The organism is Cesiribacter sp. SM1, from assembly GCF_020178975.1.
GTDB lineage: Bacteria > Bacteroidota > Bacteroidia > Cytophagales > Cyclobacteriaceae > Cesiribacter.
Genome location: NZ_JAHXBU010000092.1, coordinates 183,281 through 201,299, shown reverse-complemented (window position 1 = coordinate 201,299; position 18,019 = coordinate 183,281). Strand labels below are relative to the sequence as shown.

Here is an 18,019-nt window from a genome sequence, read left to right as displayed (position 1 = left end):
CTCTGGAACTACAGTATATAGTAAAGGGCACTGAAATAGTTTTCTACATTCTGGCGCTACAAGTTTTTTAAACAGAAGAGGAGCATGGGCATGATTAACAGAAGCATAGCTTTTTTACTGGGATTACAGACTGTCTTTTCTGTTTCCTGTAGCCAGGCGCAGTCTGCAGAAAATATTGGAGGTGTGCAGGAACAGCAGGTACTGGCTTTTCCTGGCGCCGAAGGCTTCGGTAAGTATACGAGCGGCGGCCGTGGCGGTAAAGTACTGCTGGTTACCAACCTGAACGATAGTGGCGAAGGAAGTCTTAGAACTGCCATCATGCAAGAAGGACCACGCATTATAGTGTTCAAAGTAGGAGGTACAATTGCCCTGGAGTCTCCGCTTGAGATCAGGCAGGGAGATCTTACCATCGCCGGTCAGTCTGCACCCGGAGAAGGCATCACCATCAAGAATTACCCTATCAAGATACATGCAGATAACATCATCATCCGCTACATCCGCTCCAGGATGGGAGATGAAAGAAGTGTAGAAGACGATGCTATCAGCTCAATAGGCAATAAGGACCTGATCATCGACCATTGTACTTTCAGCTGGGGCACCGACGAAAGTGCCTCCTTCTACGACAATGAAAACTTTACCCTGCAGTGGAGCATCATCTCTGAAAGCCTGAACAATTCTGTACACAAAAAAGGTGAGCATGGCTACGGTGGCATCTGGGGAGGCAAGGGTGCAAGCTTTCACCATAACCTGCTGGTACATCACAAAAGCAGGAATCCACGTTTTAACGGTGCACGCACAAAAAGCAAAGGCAAGCCCGAGCAGGAGGTGGTAGATTTCCGCAACAATGTAGTCTACAACTGGAGGGCCAACAGCACTTACGGCGGTGAGCAGGGGAACCATAATATGGTAAACAACTACTACAAGGCCGGTCCGGCAACAGAAGCAAACAGAAAGAAAAGAATACTGGATACCTGGACTCCCAATGGCTACTTCTATGTGACCGGCAATTATGTTGCTGGTTTCCCGGAGATAAGCAAAAACAACCGCTTGGGCGTTGAGGGTAAAAGTCCTGATGCCTCCGTTATCAGCAGCGCCGTACCGGTAGTGGGTATACCGGATGAATCTGCAGAAGCTGCCTACCACAGGGTTCTGGCAGAAGCTGGTGCAAGCCACAGGCGCGATGTGCTTGACAGTAGGATTGTGAAAGAAGTAGCTACCGGAACTGCCAGCTATGGCAAACAGAAAGACGGTATCATCGATTCGCAGCAGGATGTAGGCGGCTGGCCCGCATTAGAAGAAGGTCAGGCGGCGGCAGATCAGGATAGGGATGGCATGCCGGATGCATGGGAGCAAAAACATCAGCTGGATCCTGCAAATGCAGCCGATGCCAGTGCCATCACACTGGATCAGCATTATACCAATATCGAAGTTTACCTCAATGGTCTGGCAGACCAGGAGGGTACCTGAAAATGCCTGCTCATTAGTAGCGCAGATCAGCTTAAAGATTAGAGTGAAAACAAAGCTAACAACTAATAAAGATGAAGTTAATCGCTTATACTTTACCAATTGCAGTAGTGCTTTCAGTAGCCTGCAGTTCTGGCTCCTCCACTACCGCTGCCGGAGAAAATGAGGCGGGCATAGCGGAAAGTACTGTACCACAGGCAGAGGCTCCCCTGTCAGTACAGATGGCTAAATCTGATATGCAGCGGAACCCCGAAGGCTGGACCATTGACTTCAACGAAAAGCCTAAATGGGAATATACCCACGGGCTTATGATGACTGCCCTGGATAAAGTTTATGATAAAACCGGCGATAAACAGTACCTCAACTACATTAAGAACTTTGCTGATTTTATGATCAGCGATGATGGCAGCATCAAAACATACAAGAAAACTGACTATAACATCGACAGGGTTAATCCTGGAAAATTCCTGATAGAGCTTTACAAAGAAACCGGCGAAGAAAAATACAAGCTGGCCATTGAAGAGCTAAGAGACCAGATGCGCAACCACCCCCGCACATCCGAAGGAGGCTTCTGGCACAAAAAAGTGTACCCCAACCAGATGTGGCTCGATGGCCTTTATATGGGCTCACCTTTCCTGGCGCAGTATGCGGCGGAATTTAACGAACCAGCTCTTTTCGATGATGTTGCCAACCAGATCATCCTGATGGATAAGCATGGATGGAATGAGGAGAAGGGGCTGTACCACCACGGCTGGGACGAAAGCCGCCAGCAGCGCTGGGCCGATCCCGAGACGGGCCTTTCGCCAAACTTCTGGGGCAGGGCCATGGGCTGGTATGCCATGTCGCTGGTAGATGTGCTGGATTATTTTCCTAAAGACCATCCGAAAAGAAGTGAAATTCTGCGCGTAACGCAAAAAATGGCCGATGCCATCACCCAATACCAGGATCCTGAATCGGGCCTTTGGTGGCAGGTGCTTGACCAGGGTGGCAGAGAAGGTAACTACCTGGAGTCTTCTGCCTCCAGCATGTTCGTATATTTCCTGGCCAAGGCTGCTAAAATGGGCTATATCGACAAGAAGTACATGCAGGATGCAAAAGAAGGGTACCAGGGTATTCTGGACAGGTTCATTAAAGTAAATGAGGCCGGGCAGGTAACGATCACCGATGCCGTATCTGTTTCCGGTCTTGGTGGCAACCCATACCGCGATGGCTCCTACGAATATTACATTGGAGAACCCAAACGCGATAATGACCCTAAAGCAGTGGGTCCCTTCATCATGGCCTCTCTGCAAATGGAAGATGTAAATGGAAACGCTGCTCAAAATAACTAACTGAGCAAAACAGATTTGCTGTAACATGCATAACCAACCTAAAATAACTTTTATCATTGCCTGTTTGCTTTGCCTCCTAAGTGGCATTGGGCAGGCCCAGTCTTATGACTTTGTAGTGGCAAAGGATGGCAGTGGTAATTTCACCACGGTGCAGGAAGCCATTATGGCGGTTCCTGACTTCCGTAAAAACCCCACTACCATCTTCATCAAGGCGGGTACCTATAAAGAAAAACTAATCCTGCCAGCCTCTAAAACAGGGGTAAGAATGGTAGGAGAAGATGTGCAGATGACCATCGTTACCAACGATGATTATGCACAGAAAAAGAACCGTTTTGGTGAAGAAATGGGCACCACCGGCTCCTCGGGATTCTTTGTGTTCGGGGATGATTTCATTGCCGAAAATATCACCTTCGAAAACAGTGCTGGCCCGGTGGGGCAGGCTGTAGCCGTGCGGGTAGATGGCGACAAAGTGATTTTCAACAATTGCCGATTCCTGGGTAACCAGGATACCCTCTATCCACATGGTAAGCAAAGCAGGCAGTATTATAAGAACTGCTACATCGAAGGTACTACCGATTTTATCTTTGGTTGGTCGACTGCTGTATTCGAGGGTTGTGAAATCTTCTGCAAAAAGGGCGGCAGCTACATTACTGCCGCTTCTACAGAAGAAGGTGAACCTTATGGATTTGTGTTCCTCAATTGCCGCATCACCGGCAATGCACCGGATGATTCCTATTACCTGGGCAGGCCCTGGAGACCCTTTGCCAAAACCGTATTCATCAACACCCAGCTGGGCGATCACATAAAGCCCGAGGGCTGGCATAACTGGAATAAACCAGACGCAGAAACAACTTCCTTTTATGCAGAGTATGGATCAAAAGGGCCAGGCGCAGCACCTAAAAAAAGAGTAGCATGGTCGCACCAGCTAAGCAAGGAAAACCTCAAAGACTATACCCTTAACGCAATCTTCGGCGACTGGAATCCGGAAGAAATCCTGATGGCGTCGGGCCAGTGAAGTGGTATATCCAGCTATACAGCTGGTAATTAACAGAACCAAAGCAGTACCTGAACGCAATCTTTTAGCACTAAAACACATACACATGAACTATAAGGGCTTAACAATCATCACTACGGCTTTCCTGCTGCATATAGCAGGCACCGCCGTTTTAGCCCAACAAAAAGTCACAAAAGATACCAATGCTGTTTCTATGGTCTGGGTAGCAGATCAGGGAAACGGCACTTATAAAAACCCCATCCTGCATGCAGATTACTCTGATCCTGATCTCTGCAAAGTAGGTGATGATTTTTACATGACCGCCTCCAGCTTCAATGCTGCACCAGGCCTGCCCATTCTGCATTCTAAAGACCTGGTAAACTGGCAACTGATTGGCTATGCCCTGGACCGCCAGGTACCCCTGGAGCATTTTTCCAGGCCACAGCATGGCAATGGTGTTTGGGCACCCGCTATCCGCCACCACCAGGGTGAGTTTTACATCTACTGGGGCGATCCTGATTTTGGCATCTATATGGTAAAAGCCAAAGATCCGGCTGGTCCCTGGGAAGAACCTGTGCTGGTGCAGGCGGGAAAAGGACTGATAGATCCCTGCCCGCTCTGGGATGACGATGGCAAAGCATATTTAGTGCATGCTTATGCGGGCAGCCGGGCAGGCATCAAAAGCATACTGGTGGTGAACAAGATGAGCTCCGATGGTACTAAACTGCTGGATGAGGGCACCATGGTCTTTGATGGGCATGTAGCCCATCCAACAGTGGAAGGCCCAAAGTTTTATAAGCGCAACGGCTATTACTACATCTTTGCCCCGGCGGGTGGTGTTTCTACCGGCTGGCAGCTGGTGCTTCGTTCAAAAGATGTGTATGGCCCCTATGAGGAACGCATTGTGATGGACCAGGGCAAGACCAACATTAACGGCCCCCACCAGGGAGGCTGGGTAGAGCTTATGAGTGGAGAATCATGGTTCGTACACTTCCAGGATAAAGAAGCTTATGGACGCATTGTGCACCTGCAGCCCATGAAGTGGGTGAACGACTGGCCGGTGATTGGCGAAGATAAAGATGGTGATGGCAAAGGGCAGCCGGTGATGAGCTACAAAAAACCAGATGTAGGTAAAACCTATCCTGTAGCCACACCGCCAGAATCTGATGAATTTGAAGGTAATGAACTAGGGCTGCAGTGGCAGTGGCATGCCAATCCCAAAGCAACCTGGGCATTTACAGCAGGTCCTAAAGGTTACCTGCGGCTGTTTACCGACCAGATGCCTGCAGATGCTAAAAACCTCTGGGAGGTGCCTAACCTGCTCTTGCAGAAGTTTCCGGCAGAAGAGTTTACCGCCACCACCAAGCTTAGCTTTAAGCCCAACGAAAAGCTGACGAACGAACGGGTGGGCCTGCTGGTGATGGGCGAGAGCTATGCCCACCTGGCGCTGGTGAGCAAAGCAGATGGCATATACCTGGCCTACACCACTGTGGCAAATGCAGATAAAGGCACACCCGAAAAAGAGGAGCTGCTGGGGAAAGTAGAAGGAGATGAGGTGTACCTGCGGGTAAAGGTTGATAAAGGCGCTAAATGCCAGTTCAGCTACAGCCAGGATGGCAGCAGGTACAAAGCAGCAGGCAAGCCTTTTACAGCAGCAGTAGGCCGCTGGATTGGTGCCAAAGTAGGCATTTTTGCTACCCGCCCCGATAAGATCAACGATGCCGGCTATGCCGACTTCGACTGGTTCAGGATCCATCCTGAATCTGCCAAACTAACAAAGAACTGAAAACTGGATGAATATGACCGACAGGAAGATTTTTTCAAACCGACTTTTAATGGCCATGGCCTTTGCTGGAATGTTTCAGTATGCCTGCCAGACACAGAAGCCAAGCCCAGGCACCACACAAACACCACCTGCCAATACAGCCAGCACCAGCACACCTGCAGTGCCTGCTGCACCGGCAACAGGCAACACAGAGGCCTGGGTGTACGAAGGGGTTGAGTTTAACATGCCACGTGTTAAAGAAACCAGCTTTCCCGATTATACAGTAAGCATTACTGATTTTGGCGCTGTGGGCGATGGTATCACAAAAAATACCCAGGCCATTGCAAAGGCCATCGATGCGGTAGCAGCGGCAGGAGGGGGAAGGGTGCTGATTCCCAGTGGCATCTGGCTAACAGGTCCCATCATCATGAAGAGTAATGTGAATATTCACACAGAACAAGGTGCACTGGTTAAATTCAGCGATGATTTTGATGATTACGAACTGGTGGAAACCAGCTTTGAAGGCCTCGATACCTGGCGCAATATTTCACCTATCTATGCAAAGGAAGTAGAAAATATTGCCTTTACCGGCAAAGGTGTATTTGATGGCTCCGGCGATTCCTGGCGCTTTGTTAAAAAAGGGAAAATGACTTCTTCTCAATGGAAGTCACTTTTGAAATCCGGTGGCGTGCTGAATGAAAAGGGTGATACCTGGTTCCCGACAGAAGAGGCAAAACTGGGGCACGAAAGAACACAGAATTTTAATGTTCCTCCCTACAAAACCCGGGAAGAATTTGAGCAGGTAAAGGATTTTCTTCGCCCGGTGATGGTGAGCATTGTAAAATCCAAGCGGGTGTTGCTGGATGGTCCTACCTTCCAGAATTCACCTGCCTGGAACCTGCACCCCCTGATGAGTGAGGATGTTATCGTGCGTAACCTTACCGTTAGAAACCCCTGGTATGCCCAGAACGGCGATGGTATTGATTTGGAGTCCTGCAAAAATGTACTGATCTACAACAACAGCTTCGATGTGGGCGACGATGCCATCTGTTTCAAGTCCGGGAAAGATGCAGACGGCCGCCGACGCGGAATACCTACTGAAAATGTTATCGTTAAAAACAATGTAGTTTATCATGGGCATGGTGGCTTTGTGATTGGCAGCGAAATGTCTGGCGGAGTCAGGAATGTGCATGTATCTAACTGTACTTTTATGGGTACAGATGTAGGCCTTCGCTTTAAGAGCACCCGTGGTCGTGGTGGTGTGGTGGAAAATATCTGGATCTCTGATATCGATATGATCAACATCCCTACCGAAGCCATCCGCTTTAACATGTTCTACCAGGGCAATTCTCCTATCCTGGAGCAGGATGAAAAAGCTGAAGATGAGAAACGAGATGAGCGCCTGGTGCCGGTAAACGAAGAGACACCCATTTTCCGTAATATCTTCATGAAGAACATTACCGCTACCGGTTCTAAAACCGCTGCGCTTTTCCAGGGATTACCTGAAATGAACCTCAGGAATGTACAGCTGGAAAATGCTGTGCTGCAAACCGAAAATGGTATTACCATGATCGATTCTGATGGCATAGCACTCAGGAATGTAAAGGTGCTGGCAGCTAATGGCCCTACCCTTACCATTTACAACAGCAAAAATGTGGCAGTGAGCGGATTAGCCTATCAGGATACCAAAGAGCCCGTGGTACGTCTACTGGGTGAGCAAACAAAGAACGTATCGTTTGAGAATAAAGACTTCACCGATGCAGCCCGGCAAATTACCAGTGGCCAGCGTGCCGGCGATAAGATTTACTCGATGAAATAAAAGCTAATGTTGGTTAGATGATTGATTGTTGGTTTAATGTATAGGTATGGCTTATTTGAGCCATACCTGTATTTCTATCTCAAGTTTTATTTTTTGAAACAGCCAGGTCTGATGATAAAGAAACTAATAGTGGTTAGTACACAGCACAAATTACCGCTCTTATTCCTATGCCTGTTCTGCATGTCTTTTCTGCCCCTGCAGAAACGTCCTGTAAAAATGTACCTGATCGGTGATTCTACCATGGCAGATTACAGCCTTTATGAAGGAGAGGATTACCAGCGTCAGCGATACCCGCTTATGGGTTGGGGGCAGGTATTTCAGCCTTTTATGAGCAGCGATAGTCTTTCCCTGATCAAGCATCTTGTGAAGGCGGATAGTGTGCTGGTACTGGATAAGGCAAGAGGAGGGCGAAGTACCCGCACCTTTTTTGAAGAGGGCCGCTGGACAGCTGTGTATAATGCCCTGGAAAAAGGAGACATTGTGCTGATTCAGTTTGGCCACAACGATGCTGCTGAGAACAAACCCGAGCGTTATGTAAATATCCAGGGTTATAAAGAATACCTCAGACTGTTTGTTACACAGGCACGCCAGAAAGGTGCACTTCCCATATTGCTAACACCTGTTGCCCGTAACTATCCCTGGAAAAACGGCAGGCTCTCGAATGTACATGGCGAGTATCCCGGTGCAGTAAAAGAAGTAGCCAGGGAGCTGAATGTTCCTCTTATTGATCTTAACCAGCGTTCCATGGACCACTTTTCTGCCAAAGGAGAGGAGTGGGTAAGCAACAACTACTTTATGAACCTGCCTGCAGGAGAGTATCAGGCTTATCCCGATGGTCAGAAAGACAATACCCACTTTCAGCCGGAAGGGGCAAAGGCTGTAGCAAGTCTTGTTTTTGAAGGGCTCCAGGATCTTAAGCCAAAGGAGGCTGCAAAGCAATGATAGACAGGACAACAAGTAAAACACTGACAGGTGTTGCGGGTGTACTCTATCGCTATTACCAGGGACTGACGGCCGTAATTGCCATTTTCCTTCTCACAACCACGGCCTGTGCACAAACCACAAAAATTACAAAGCCGGCAGAAGCATCACAACAAGCCACATCAACTGCTAAGACTCCAACAGAACCAACAACACGTATTGTAGTGGCCAAAGATGGGAGTGGGGATTACAAATACATCCAGGATGCCATTGATGCCGTAAGGGCGTTTACACCAGTGCGCATAACCATCTATATCAGGAATGGCACCTACAAAGAAAAGGTGCACATACCTGCCTGGGTAACCGATATAAACCTGGTGGGTGAAAGCCCTGAAAATACCATCATTACCTACGACGACCATGCAGGCAGGGGCAAAATGGGTACTTTTGATACCTATACCCTAAGAATTGAGGGCAACAACATCAATGTCGAGAATCTTACCATCCGGAATACAGCAGGCCCAGTGGGTCAGGCGGTGGCGCTGCATGTGGAAGGCGATCGGCTGGTGTTCAGGAACTGCCGCTTTTTAGGAGATCAGGATACGATCTTTGCTTCCGGCGAAGGCGCCAGGCAGTACTATGTAGATTGCTACATAGAAGGAACCACTGACTTTATTTTTGGGCCAGCCACTGCCCTGTTCGAAAACTGCCAAATTCACAGCAAGAAAGATTCCTACATTACAGCTGCCTCAACGCCAGAATGGGTAAGGTGGGGCTATGTTTTCAAAAACTGCACCTTTACAGCAGCGCCTGGTGTACATGAGGTATACCTGGGCCGCCCCTGGAGAGACTACGCCAAAACGGTGTTCATTAACTGTACCTTTGGCCCACATATTCGTCCGGAAGGCTGGCACAACTGGTCGAGGCCCGAAGCAGAGAAAACCAGCTTTTATGCAGAGTACAACAACAGGGGGCCAGGGGCTGGAACAGCTAAACGTGTTGGCTGGTCGCATCAGCTCACGGCGCAACAAGCGGCTGAATACACAGCCGAAAATATTTTTTCAGCCCATACCGATACAAAAACAGGTGATAACATATGGTACAGGAGGCAAACACCATGAGATTCCTACTGCTCATACTTTTATCGTTTAGTTATGGGGCTATGGCACAGGAGGCTCTCTTTCCAAGAGATACCTCTTACACTTTCCGCAGTGCCTATGAAAAGCTGCACAAGGAATATCCCTCTATAAAAGCGGTGGATACTGCAGCACCTAAAGGCGTGGCTGTACGGCAGAACCTGGTATACCGCCGGCTGGGCAACAGAGCCCTGCACCTGGATATGTTCTACCCGGCAACCAGCAGAAATGCTGACAAGGCAAAAAAACTCCCTGCCGTGCTGATGGTGCATGGTGGTGGCTGGCGTACAGGAGATAAATCGCTGGTAAAGCCTATGGCACAGCAGTTGGCCGCTGCAGGTTACGTTACCGCTGCTGTAGAGTATCGCCTGTCACTGGAAGCTCCCTATCCGGCAGCCGTACACGATCTTAAGGCTGCCATTCGCTGGCTGCGGGCAAATGCAGCAGAATACGGTATAGATACCAGCCGAATTGCAGTATATGGTACCTCTGCCGGCGGGCAGCTGGCTGCGCTCATTGGCACTACCAACAATTTGAAAAAGCTGGAAGGCGCAGGAGATCACCAGCAGCACTCCAGCAGCGTGCAGGCCATCATAGATGTGGATGGGGTGCTGGCATTCAAACACCCCGAATCTGAAGAGGGTACCATGGCAGCGCAGTGGCTGGGGGGAACCTATGAAGAGGTTCCTCAGAACTGGCAAGAAGCATCAGCCCTCACGCATGTAGATAAAAATACGCCTCCTGTACTCTTTATCAGCAGCTCATACCCGCGTTTTCATGCAGGCAGAGCGGATATGGTAAAGGTACTGGACAGGGAAGGCATTTATCATGAACACTGGACTATGCCGGATTCACCTCATTCTTTCTGGCTGTTCCACCCATGGTTTGTGCCAACCCTGCAGTATACCACTAACTTTTTAAATAAGGTATTTAAACAACAGTAGCATAAGAGCAGTAGTGGGGGTACAATTACCTTATTATTGATGCTAAAAGAGATAGAACATGAAATTTGAACACTTTGCCCTGAATGTAGAAGATCCCAAAGCAATGGCCAGCTGGTATGTGGAGCAGCTTGGGCTAAGCATTGTACGGCAGATGCAGGATTCTCCGTATACCACTTTTATGGCTGATAACAGCGGCAACATCATGCTTGAAATTTATAATAATCCTGCAGCCGAAATACCCCCATACAGAACCATGCACCCTTTACTGGTACACCTGGCATTTGTATCTGAAGATCCTGCTAAAGACAAAGAGCGACTGCTGCAGGCTGGTGCCAGTCTGGAAACTGAGCAACACCTGGAAGATGGCTCACACCTGCTGATGCTGCGCGATCCCTGGGGCTTCTCCATTCAGTTCTGTAAAAGGGGCACACCCATGCTGGCCCTGCAGCAATAAGAGCTTAACATTCATAATATACTTAATATGCTTTCTGGCAAACCTACTTCTCCAATTTTATACTTTTTGATACTCCTTAGCATGGCTTCTTGTGGAAGAAATACTACTGTAGAACAAAGCCAGCCCGCAGCTGACGCTACCAGTGATCCCTGGAAACAGATGGAAACTGTGCTGGCCCAGATAAAGGCACCTGCTTTCCCCGACAGGGATTTTTCGGTTGCTGATTATGGTGCTGTAGCAGATGGCACTACTTCCAATACAGCAGCGTTTCGTGCAGCCATAGAAGCCTGCAGTGCAGCAGGTGGTGGCCGGGTGGTAGTGCCGGAAGGAAACTATTTCTCGGGTCCTATTTACCTGGAGAGCAACGTTAACCTGCACCTGCAGAAGGGATCCCGGATTTTGTTTTCTACCAATCCCGATGATTACCTGCCCCTGGTGTTTACCCGCTGGGAGGGTGTGGAGCTGATGAACTACTCGCCCCTGGTGTATGCATTTGAGGAAGAGAACATTGCCATAACAGGCGAGGGGGTACTGGATGGGCAGGCAGATGCCAGCAACTGGTGGACCTGGAAAGGGCAGGGGCGCTATGGCTGGAAAGAGGGAATGCCACATCAGAATCAGCCTGCCAGCCGTGATCAGTTATTTGAAATGGCAGAAAAAGGTGTACCAGTAGAAGAACGCAGGTTTGGCAGCGGGCATTACCTGCGGCCCCAGTTTGTGCAGCCCTACCGCTGCAATAATGTATTGATAGAAGGGGTCACCATCGTTAACTCACCCATGTGGATCCTCAACCCGGTGCTCTGTAATAATGTAACCATACAGGGGGTAACAGTAGAGAGCCAGGGCCCAAACTCCGATGGCTGCGATCCGGAATCCTGTAAAAATGTGCTGATCAGGGAGTGCTTTTTCAATACCGGTGATGACTGTATTGCCATTAAATCAGGCAGAAATGCAGATGGCCGACGTATCAATGTAGCCAGTGAAAACATTGTGATCCAAAACTGCTCCATGGCCAACGGACATGGTGGCGTGGTTATTGGCAGCGAAATTTCCGGAGGCGCCCGCAACATCTGGGCAGAGAACTGCAAAATGAACTCTCCGGAGCTAGATAGGGCCCTGCGTATTAAAACCAGCTCTATGCGGGGTGGCGTGGTAGAAAACGTTTACCTCCGAAATATAGAAGTAGGGCAGGTGGCCGAGCAGGTAATAAGGGTAAATATGTTTTACGAAGATTCCGGTGCCTTTATGCCTACAGTTCGTAACATCCATGTTGAAAACATGACGGTTGAAAACGGAGGCAAGGTTGGTGTACTGCTGGAGGGTTATGAGCAATCACCTGTAACAGGTATCTATCTGGAAAATGTAACCATCAAAAGTGTGGCTGTTCCTTATAAATTCTCGAATGTTAAAGAAATCTCTTTTGAGGATGTCACCATCAATGGGCAGGAAGTAAACCCTTCACAAGACTAGGAATTGGATTTTATCCTCCGGGTAACTCCGTGAGCCCGGAGGATAAACCTAAATCACACACTCCATAAATAGCCGTTTTATTAATTATCTCTTTATGAAATTGGGCATCATCAAGTTATCAGTACTTACCATCAGTATGCTGCTGCTGGCATTTCAGCCGGCAGAAAAGAAGCCAATGAAGATATACCTGGTTGGTGATTCTACCATGTCGGTTAAGGATACCAGGAAATACCCCGAAACCGGCTGGGGAATGCCTTTTGCCCATTTTTTTGATGATAAGGTTACAGTAGAAAATCATGCTAAAAACGGGCGCAGCACCAAAAGCTTCATGGAAGAAGGGCTTTGGCAACCCGTTGTAAATAAGCTGCAGGAGGGCGACTGGGTGTTTATCCAGTTTGGGCATAATGATGAGTCTCCAAAAAAGGTGGGGCGTTACACCACTCCCCAGGAGTATAAGGCTAACCTATCCCGGTATATTGAAGAGAGCAGGAACAAAGGGGCAAAGCCAGTGCTGCTCACCCCTGTTGCCCGCAGAAGCTTTGATGCTAACGGAAAGATACAGGGCACACATGATGAATACTCTGAACTGGCCCGTGCCGTAGCCCGTGAACAGCAGGTTCCACTCATTGATATGGACAAAAAGTCACAGCAATTGCTGCAGGAGTTTGGGCCGGAGCAATCAAAACTGCTTTTTTTACAGCTGGAGCCGGGTGAGCATCCCAACTATCCCAATGGTGTAGAAGATAACACACACTTTAGTGAATTAGGGGCCCGTTTGATAGCACAAATGGTACTGGCAGATGTAAAAGCACAGAGTCTGGGACTGGCCGAGCGTATATACAAGCCGGAGGTAAAACAGCCCTGATATGCTGCCTGCAGTTTTCAAATCCATCAGCATGTCGATAGTGTGCATCCTGATGCTGATGGGGTGTGCTGGTACAAAAACTGAAGAGTGGCAGCTAAACCAACTGGAGGGGATAAGTGGTTACAGTACCACGGTGTTGGGTAATCCTGCCATCATTGAAACAGAAGAAGGTAAAAAAGCAATGGCGTTTGATGGTGTGGATGATGGCCTGCTCCTTCATACCAACCCAATTGCTGGCGCTGATGAATTTACCATTGAAATTGTTTTCAAACCCTATCCAGGCTATCCTGCCAACAGAGAGCAGCGATTCCTCCATATCCAGGACCCGCAAAACGACCAGCGCCGCATCCTGATGGAACTCCGGCTGAACGATAGGGGGGAGTGGTATCCAGACCTGTTCATGCGTACTGAAAATGAAGCACTCACTCTTATCGACTCCACCAAGACCCATCCGGTTAATGCATGGGCGCAGCTACGCCTTACCTACCAGGATGGGCAGCTAAAAGGATATGTGAACGGGAAAGAGGAACTCTCCGGCCAGATCCGCTACCTTCCCGTTAGCCCCATCGCCAAAACTTCCATAGGCGTTCGCATGAATAAGGTATCCTGGTTCAAGGGTGCCATTCAATCCGTAAGCTTCACCTCAGGGGTGCCTGAGCCCAAGTGATTCAGCAAGAATAAAGCATTGTGTGGTTTACACCGCTTCTTAGGCATCACTTCAAAAAAACGTTTCGCAAACTGGGTATTGGGCATTTATTTGCAACTTAATTTCCAATTGCTACTTAGCTTATAAATGGATTTGAAACCTGAAGTTTCGAATTTATGCAATATCCTGTTTGCTTTGTTGGGAGCTGTTACTGCTTATCTTTTGATTTCCATTTCGATAGCAGGATTCTTTGTAGCTAACCACTGGAAGAGTTCTTCAACTTTATCAATTTTGGTGGGAAGCGGGAATTTAATCTTACTACCTACTGCAACAATCTGTAGCATCATAAATCTATTGTAGGAAAAGGAAATTTTCCTTATTTCAGAATAATATATCTTAACTACCTGATTATTAAGTCCTTTTTTTTGTATTATGTAAGTTTCCTTAAACTCCACAACAGAGTTAAAATATTTCCCAAATAAGATTTGAAAGCTTATAATAAAGCCAATACCAACGCTAATGGTAATCAGCATAGCCATTCCATAACTAAAATAACTCATTAGAACATGAAAACACACAACGCCAATGAATGTAAAGATAATGCCAGGCTTCCAATCGGCTTTGGTAAATTTATAGCTTGTCTTCATGGTATCTTTTACCTCGTTAATAAATCCCAGTTAAAACAGGATAATTATCCTGCTGCATATAAGCTAAATACAATTTACAGATAATTTAGTCCTTCTCTTCTAATATAAGGAATTGCTCCCAAAATGAATACATCTTCACCTCAGGTTTACAATTATATTCAACTTTTCCCCCTTTCATTGATAAGATCGTATCGTTCAGGAATATTAATTGCTAATGCGGCTTACTACTAGATGATAATAAAGCGGCAAACGATTGCGTACGAAATAATATTTTACTAATACAGGATAGTACAGGATAGCATTAAAATCAGAGTCCTATACCTTTAGCATATAGCCCCATCCGGAACGGGATTTACCTAGCGTCTAAAGAAAAGGATAACTGTTTTACCTATGAAAAGATTTTTACCCTGTGCTTCCTGTGCTCTATGGGCCTTGCCGCTTTTAGGCTTTGGGTCTTATGAGCTACACGCCACAAGCCCTTCTTCCTCAGCTTCAGCTTTGTTCTCGCCAGATCTGGCAACAGGCAGGCTGAATACTGATGCAAAATTTTTAGTTTCAGAAGTAGTAAAGCCTGCTAACACGCCTGCGCTGACAGCGACAGCGCAGGATATTGAGGTAACGGTAAAAGGAAAAGTTGTTGATGAGCATGCACAGGGGCTTCCTGGTGTAACGGTTCGGGTAAAAGGTGGTTCTGAGGGAACAGTAACTGATTTTGATGGTAACTTTTCACTCATAGTCCCCGACGGAAATGTAACCCTGGAGTTTTCTTTTGTAGGCTACATTGCGCAATCGATTGCCCTGAACGGCCGCAGCAGTCTGGAAGTTGCACTGAAGCCGGATGTGGAAACACTCTCCGAGGTAGTAGTAGTGGGTTATGGCACTGAAAAGAAAAAAGATGTGACCGGTGCTGTAGCTTCGGTGGGTGCAAAAGATTTCAATCCTGGTATTGCGGTGGCCCCGGAGCAGCTGATGCAGGGTAAAGTAGCGGGTGTTAACATTGTACAGGATAGCGGACAGCCCGGTGCTGCTTCTACTGTTCGCATCAGGGGGGCTAACTCCATCTCTGCCGGTAACGATCCGCTTTATGTGATCGATGGGGTACCCATGCAGTTTGGCTCTTCTAACCTGTTTGTTAATTCCATGCAGGGCTCTTCCCCCTTTTCTTCACAGCCGTCAAACCCGCTCAACACCCTTAACCCTGCGGATATAGAATCCATCGATATCTTAAAGGATGCCTCCGCCACAGCTATCTATGGTTCCAGGGGCGCTAATGGTGTGATTGTGATCACTACAAAAAGTAAAAAAACGGGTGAGGCAGTTACTTATGATGGCTTCGTGGGTGTTTCATCAGTCCGCAAAACGCTGCCTTTCTTGAATGCCGAAGAATACAGGAGCTATGCTCAGCAAAACGATCTTGCATTCCCCGATGAAGGGGCTGACACCAACTGGCAGGATGAGGTTTTTCGCACTGCACTAAGCCAGAATCATAATGTATCTTTTGGTGGTGGTTCATTAACAAGTAATTACAGAGCTTCCTTTGGCTATACATCACAGGAGGGCGTGCTGCTATCATCGGGTCTGGAAAAATATACCGGTCGTTTCAATGCAAACCATAAAGCGCTGGATGGCAGGCTAAGAACAGGTCTTAACATGACCTATGGAAAAATTATGGAAGATAATACCCCCATCTCTTCCAACATCAACAACGAAGGCGGCAACATTCTGAAAGATGCCCTGCGATGGGCACCCACACTACCAGTTAGAAATGAAGATGGCAGTTTTTACCAGTTGGGTGAGCTGCGCATCAACCCTGTTTCGTGGGAGCAGGTAGATGATGAACGTAACACCGGTATGTTCCTGGGTAGTGTAAACGCTGCTTTCGACATCCTGGAGCCGCTCACGCTGAATATAAACGCGGGTTATTCAGATGAAAACATTGAAAGGTACACAAATGTGCCAGCCTTCCATCCTGCCGGTGAGTCAGAGGGTGGCAGGGCTTCCATCAATAAGCTTCGGAACTACAGCACACTTATGGAAACTACCCTTAACTTTAATAAGGATATTTCCCATAACAGCAACCTAAGCCTGCTGGCAGGTTATTCCTTTCAGCGTTTTGCGCATGAATACACCTTTACAGAAGCAAACAGTTTTGTATCGAGTGTGGTAAGATGGAATCTGATTCAGTCTGGTAATATTCTCAGCAACACATCTTTTAAAACAGCCAACAGGTTAAGCTCGTTTTTTGGCAGGATCAATTATAAACTGCTGGATCGTTACTTATTCACCTTTACCCTAAGAAACGACGGTTCAAGCAGGTTTGGTGAAAATAACCGCTGGGGCTTGTTCCCTTCCGGTGCATTTGCCTGGAGAATATCCGATGAACCCTTCTTTAAAACAGGGGTTTTCAGCGATCTGAAATTAAGAACCGGTTATGGTATTACCGGTAACCAGGAGATTCCGAACGATCTCTACAGGCAACAGCTTTCGATTGCCGGGTCGGCAGTGTATGTGCTGGGCGGGGTTGCCGTACCCAGTGTGTTACCCACAAACTTTGCCAATCCTAACCTGCAGTGGGAACAAACAAGTCAGCTGAACGTGGGCCTCGACTTTGGCTTCTTCGAAGGACGTTTATCAGGTTCGTTAGACTACTACCGCAAATACACCACCGACCTGCTGCTGCAATTTTCTACCGCTGCACCATCTGTAGTGGAAAGCCAGTGGGCTAATGTGGGTGAAGTAGAAAACAAAGGCTTTGAGGTTGCCCTGAATGGTGATATTATCAGAACAGCAGACTTAAACTGGAGTGCGAATATTAACTTTTCCAGGAATGTAAACGAAGTAGTTACGCTGTCCAATGATCAGTTCACGCGGGCAGAAATCCTTACCTCTCCGCTCTCCGGTGTAGTTGCCAATGGAGCCTCCACACAAATCATCAAACCCGGACTGCCCATTGGTACTTTCTGGGGTAGGCAGTTCATAGGCTATAACGAAGACGGCATGGAAATGTACCTCGACGAAGATGGAGAGCCTGGTGCAGACCTTGTTGTAATCGGCAGTGCACAGCCTGATTTTATCTGGGGCTTCAGCAACAGTTTCAGGTGGCGTTCCTTCGATGCTTCTTTTACTTTCAGGGGAGTGACGGGCATTGATGTCTTTAATAATACAGCAGCAGAATTTTCATATCCTTCATCAGCTCCCGGTGTAAATGTGCTGCGTTCGGCCATTGAAAACACCGAAATGAGCACCACCCAAACCCCGCAGTTTTCCTCCCGCTGGATAGAAGATGCCAGTTATCTGCGACTGGATAACGTGAGCATCGGCTACACCTTTAACACATCTAAGATTCCATTTATACAAAGGGCGCGACTCTACGTTACCGGCCAGAATTTGTGGGTAGTAACTGGTTATACTGGTTTCGATCCTGAAGTTCGCACCAACACCAATGGTGGTGGCGTTGCACCAATCGGCATTGATTACCTGGTGTATCCAAGGCCTCGCACCTTCCAGGTTGGCGGCAGCTTTTCCTTTTAAGTCAGGGCAATGATCATATGTTTTAATCAGAA

General features: G+C 47.7%; 14 protein-coding genes. 13 read left to right on the top strand and 1 reads right to left on the bottom strand.

Going from position 1 to position 18,019, the window contains the following annotated elements:
- The first annotated feature begins 90 nt into the window (after positions 1 to 90).
- The 12 genes from KWJ01_RS20625 (at position 91) to KWJ01_RS20570 (ending at position 13,830) form a co-directional block, all read left to right on the top strand.
- Positions 91 to 1,467, top strand: a complete 1,377-nt coding sequence (locus KWJ01_RS20625; protein WP_224999258.1) for a polysaccharide lyase family 1 protein — start codon at positions 91 to 93, stop codon at positions 1,465 to 1,467.
- Positions 1,468 to 1,538: 71 nt separating this feature from the next.
- Positions 1,539 to 2,795, top strand: coding sequence for a glycoside hydrolase family 105 protein (locus KWJ01_RS20620; protein ID WP_224999004.1), 1,257 nt, complete (start codon positions 1,539 to 1,541; stop codon positions 2,793 to 2,795).
- Positions 2,796 to 2,820: 25 nt separating this feature from the next.
- Positions 2,821 to 3,810 carry a pectinesterase family protein gene (locus KWJ01_RS20615; protein WP_224999003.1) on the top strand — a complete coding sequence of 330 codons (990 nt, stop codon included), beginning with the start codon at positions 2,821 to 2,823 and terminating at the stop codon, positions 3,808 to 3,810.
- A 193-nt stretch (positions 3,811 to 4,003) separates the two neighbouring features.
- Complete coding sequence (locus tag KWJ01_RS20610) at positions 4,004 to 5,575, top strand: glycoside hydrolase 43 family protein (protein WP_224999257.1); 1,572 nt, start codon at positions 4,004 to 4,006, stop codon at positions 5,573 to 5,575.
- A 13-nt stretch (positions 5,576 to 5,588) separates the two neighbouring features.
- Positions 5,589 to 7,373: a glycoside hydrolase family 28 protein gene (locus tag KWJ01_RS20605; protein WP_224999002.1), complete on the top strand. Its 1,785-nt coding sequence runs from the start codon at positions 5,589 to 5,591 to the stop codon at positions 7,371 to 7,373.
- 111 nt (positions 7,374 to 7,484) lie between these two features.
- Positions 7,485 to 8,315, top strand: a complete 831-nt coding sequence (locus KWJ01_RS20600; RefSeq protein ID WP_224999001.1) for a rhamnogalacturonan acetylesterase — start codon at positions 7,485 to 7,487, stop codon at positions 8,313 to 8,315.
- Positions 8,312 to 9,415: a pectinesterase family protein gene (locus KWJ01_RS20595; protein ID WP_224999000.1), complete on the top strand. Its 1,104-nt coding sequence runs from the start codon at positions 8,312 to 8,314 to the stop codon at positions 9,413 to 9,415. The genes KWJ01_RS20600 and KWJ01_RS20595 overlap by 4 nt, the downstream gene beginning before the upstream one ends.
- Positions 9,412 to 10,374, top strand: coding sequence for an alpha/beta hydrolase (locus KWJ01_RS20590; RefSeq protein ID WP_224998999.1), 963 nt, complete (start codon positions 9,412 to 9,414; stop codon positions 10,372 to 10,374). The genes KWJ01_RS20595 and KWJ01_RS20590 overlap by 4 nt, the downstream gene beginning before the upstream one ends.
- Positions 10,375 to 10,432: 58 nt before the next feature.
- On the top strand, positions 10,433 to 10,828 hold the full coding sequence (locus tag KWJ01_RS20585) for a VOC family protein (RefSeq protein ID WP_224998998.1): 396 nt from the start codon (positions 10,433 to 10,435) through the stop codon (positions 10,826 to 10,828).
- Positions 10,829 to 10,909: 81 nt separating this feature from the next.
- Positions 10,910 to 12,298: a glycoside hydrolase family 28 protein gene (locus tag KWJ01_RS20580; protein ID WP_224998997.1), complete on the top strand. Its 1,389-nt coding sequence runs from the start codon at positions 10,910 to 10,912 to the stop codon at positions 12,296 to 12,298.
- Positions 12,299 to 12,392: 94 nt separating this feature from the next.
- On the top strand, positions 12,393 to 13,163 hold the full coding sequence (locus KWJ01_RS20575) for a rhamnogalacturonan acetylesterase (protein WP_224998996.1): 771 nt from the start codon (positions 12,393 to 12,395) through the stop codon (positions 13,161 to 13,163).
- A gap of 1 nt (position 13,164) precedes the next feature.
- Positions 13,165 to 13,830 (top strand): LamG domain-containing protein, encoded by a 666-nt coding sequence (locus tag KWJ01_RS20570; protein ID WP_224998995.1) that lies wholly within the window; start codon positions 13,165 to 13,167, stop codon positions 13,828 to 13,830.
- A 194-nt stretch (positions 13,831 to 14,024) separates the two neighbouring features.
- Here the strand turns inward: KWJ01_RS20570 and KWJ01_RS20565 are convergent, their stop codons facing one another.
- Positions 14,025 to 14,456: a hypothetical protein gene (locus KWJ01_RS20565; protein ID WP_224998994.1), complete on the bottom strand. Its 432-nt coding sequence runs from the start codon at positions 14,454 to 14,456 to the stop codon at positions 14,025 to 14,027.
- A gap of 390 nt (positions 14,457 to 14,846) precedes the next feature.
- On the opposite strand from KWJ01_RS20565, the gene KWJ01_RS20560 reads away from it, so the two are divergent.
- The gene (locus tag KWJ01_RS20560) at positions 14,847 to 17,987 is read left to right on the top strand and encodes a TonB-dependent receptor (protein ID WP_224998993.1); all 3,141 of its coding nucleotides are present in this window, start codon (positions 14,847 to 14,849) and stop codon (positions 17,985 to 17,987) included.
- Positions 17,988 to 18,019: the final 32 nt, after the last annotated feature.

Coding starts and splice junctions, on each gene's coding strand:
- KWJ01_RS20580 (WP_224998997.1), top strand. CDS start 10,910: ATGGCTTCTTGTGGAAGAAATACTACTGTAGAACAAAGCCAGCCCGCA.
- KWJ01_RS20585 (WP_224998998.1), top strand. CDS start 10,433: ATGAAATTTGAACACTTTGCCCTGAATGTAGAAGATCCCAAAGCAATG.
- KWJ01_RS20570 (WP_224998995.1), top strand. CDS start 13,165: ATGCTGCCTGCAGTTTTCAAATCCATCAGCATGTCGATAGTGTGCATC.
- KWJ01_RS20615 (WP_224999003.1), top strand. CDS start 2,821: ATGCATAACCAACCTAAAATAACTTTTATCATTGCCTGTTTGCTTTGC.
- KWJ01_RS20590 (WP_224998999.1), top strand. CDS start 9,412: ATGAGATTCCTACTGCTCATACTTTTATCGTTTAGTTATGGGGCTATG.
- KWJ01_RS20620 (WP_224999004.1), top strand. CDS start 1,539: ATGAAGTTAATCGCTTATACTTTACCAATTGCAGTAGTGCTTTCAGTA.
- KWJ01_RS20560 (WP_224998993.1), top strand. CDS start 14,847: ATGAAAAGATTTTTACCCTGTGCTTCCTGTGCTCTATGGGCCTTGCCG.
- KWJ01_RS20600 (WP_224999001.1), top strand. CDS start 7,485: ATGATAAAGAAACTAATAGTGGTTAGTACACAGCACAAATTACCGCTC.
- KWJ01_RS20595 (WP_224999000.1), top strand. CDS start 8,312: ATGATAGACAGGACAACAAGTAAAACACTGACAGGTGTTGCGGGTGTA.
- KWJ01_RS20605 (WP_224999002.1), top strand. CDS start 5,589: ATGACCGACAGGAAGATTTTTTCAAACCGACTTTTAATGGCCATGGCC.
- KWJ01_RS20565 (WP_224998994.1), bottom strand. CDS start 14,456: ATGAAGACAAGCTATAAATTTACCAAAGCCGATTGGAAGCCTGGCATT.
- KWJ01_RS20575 (WP_224998996.1), top strand. CDS start 12,393: ATGAAATTGGGCATCATCAAGTTATCAGTACTTACCATCAGTATGCTG.
- KWJ01_RS20610 (WP_224999257.1), top strand. CDS start 4,004: ATGGTCTGGGTAGCAGATCAGGGAAACGGCACTTATAAAAACCCCATC.
- KWJ01_RS20625 (WP_224999258.1), top strand. CDS start 91: ATGATTAACAGAAGCATAGCTTTTTTACTGGGATTACAGACTGTCTTT.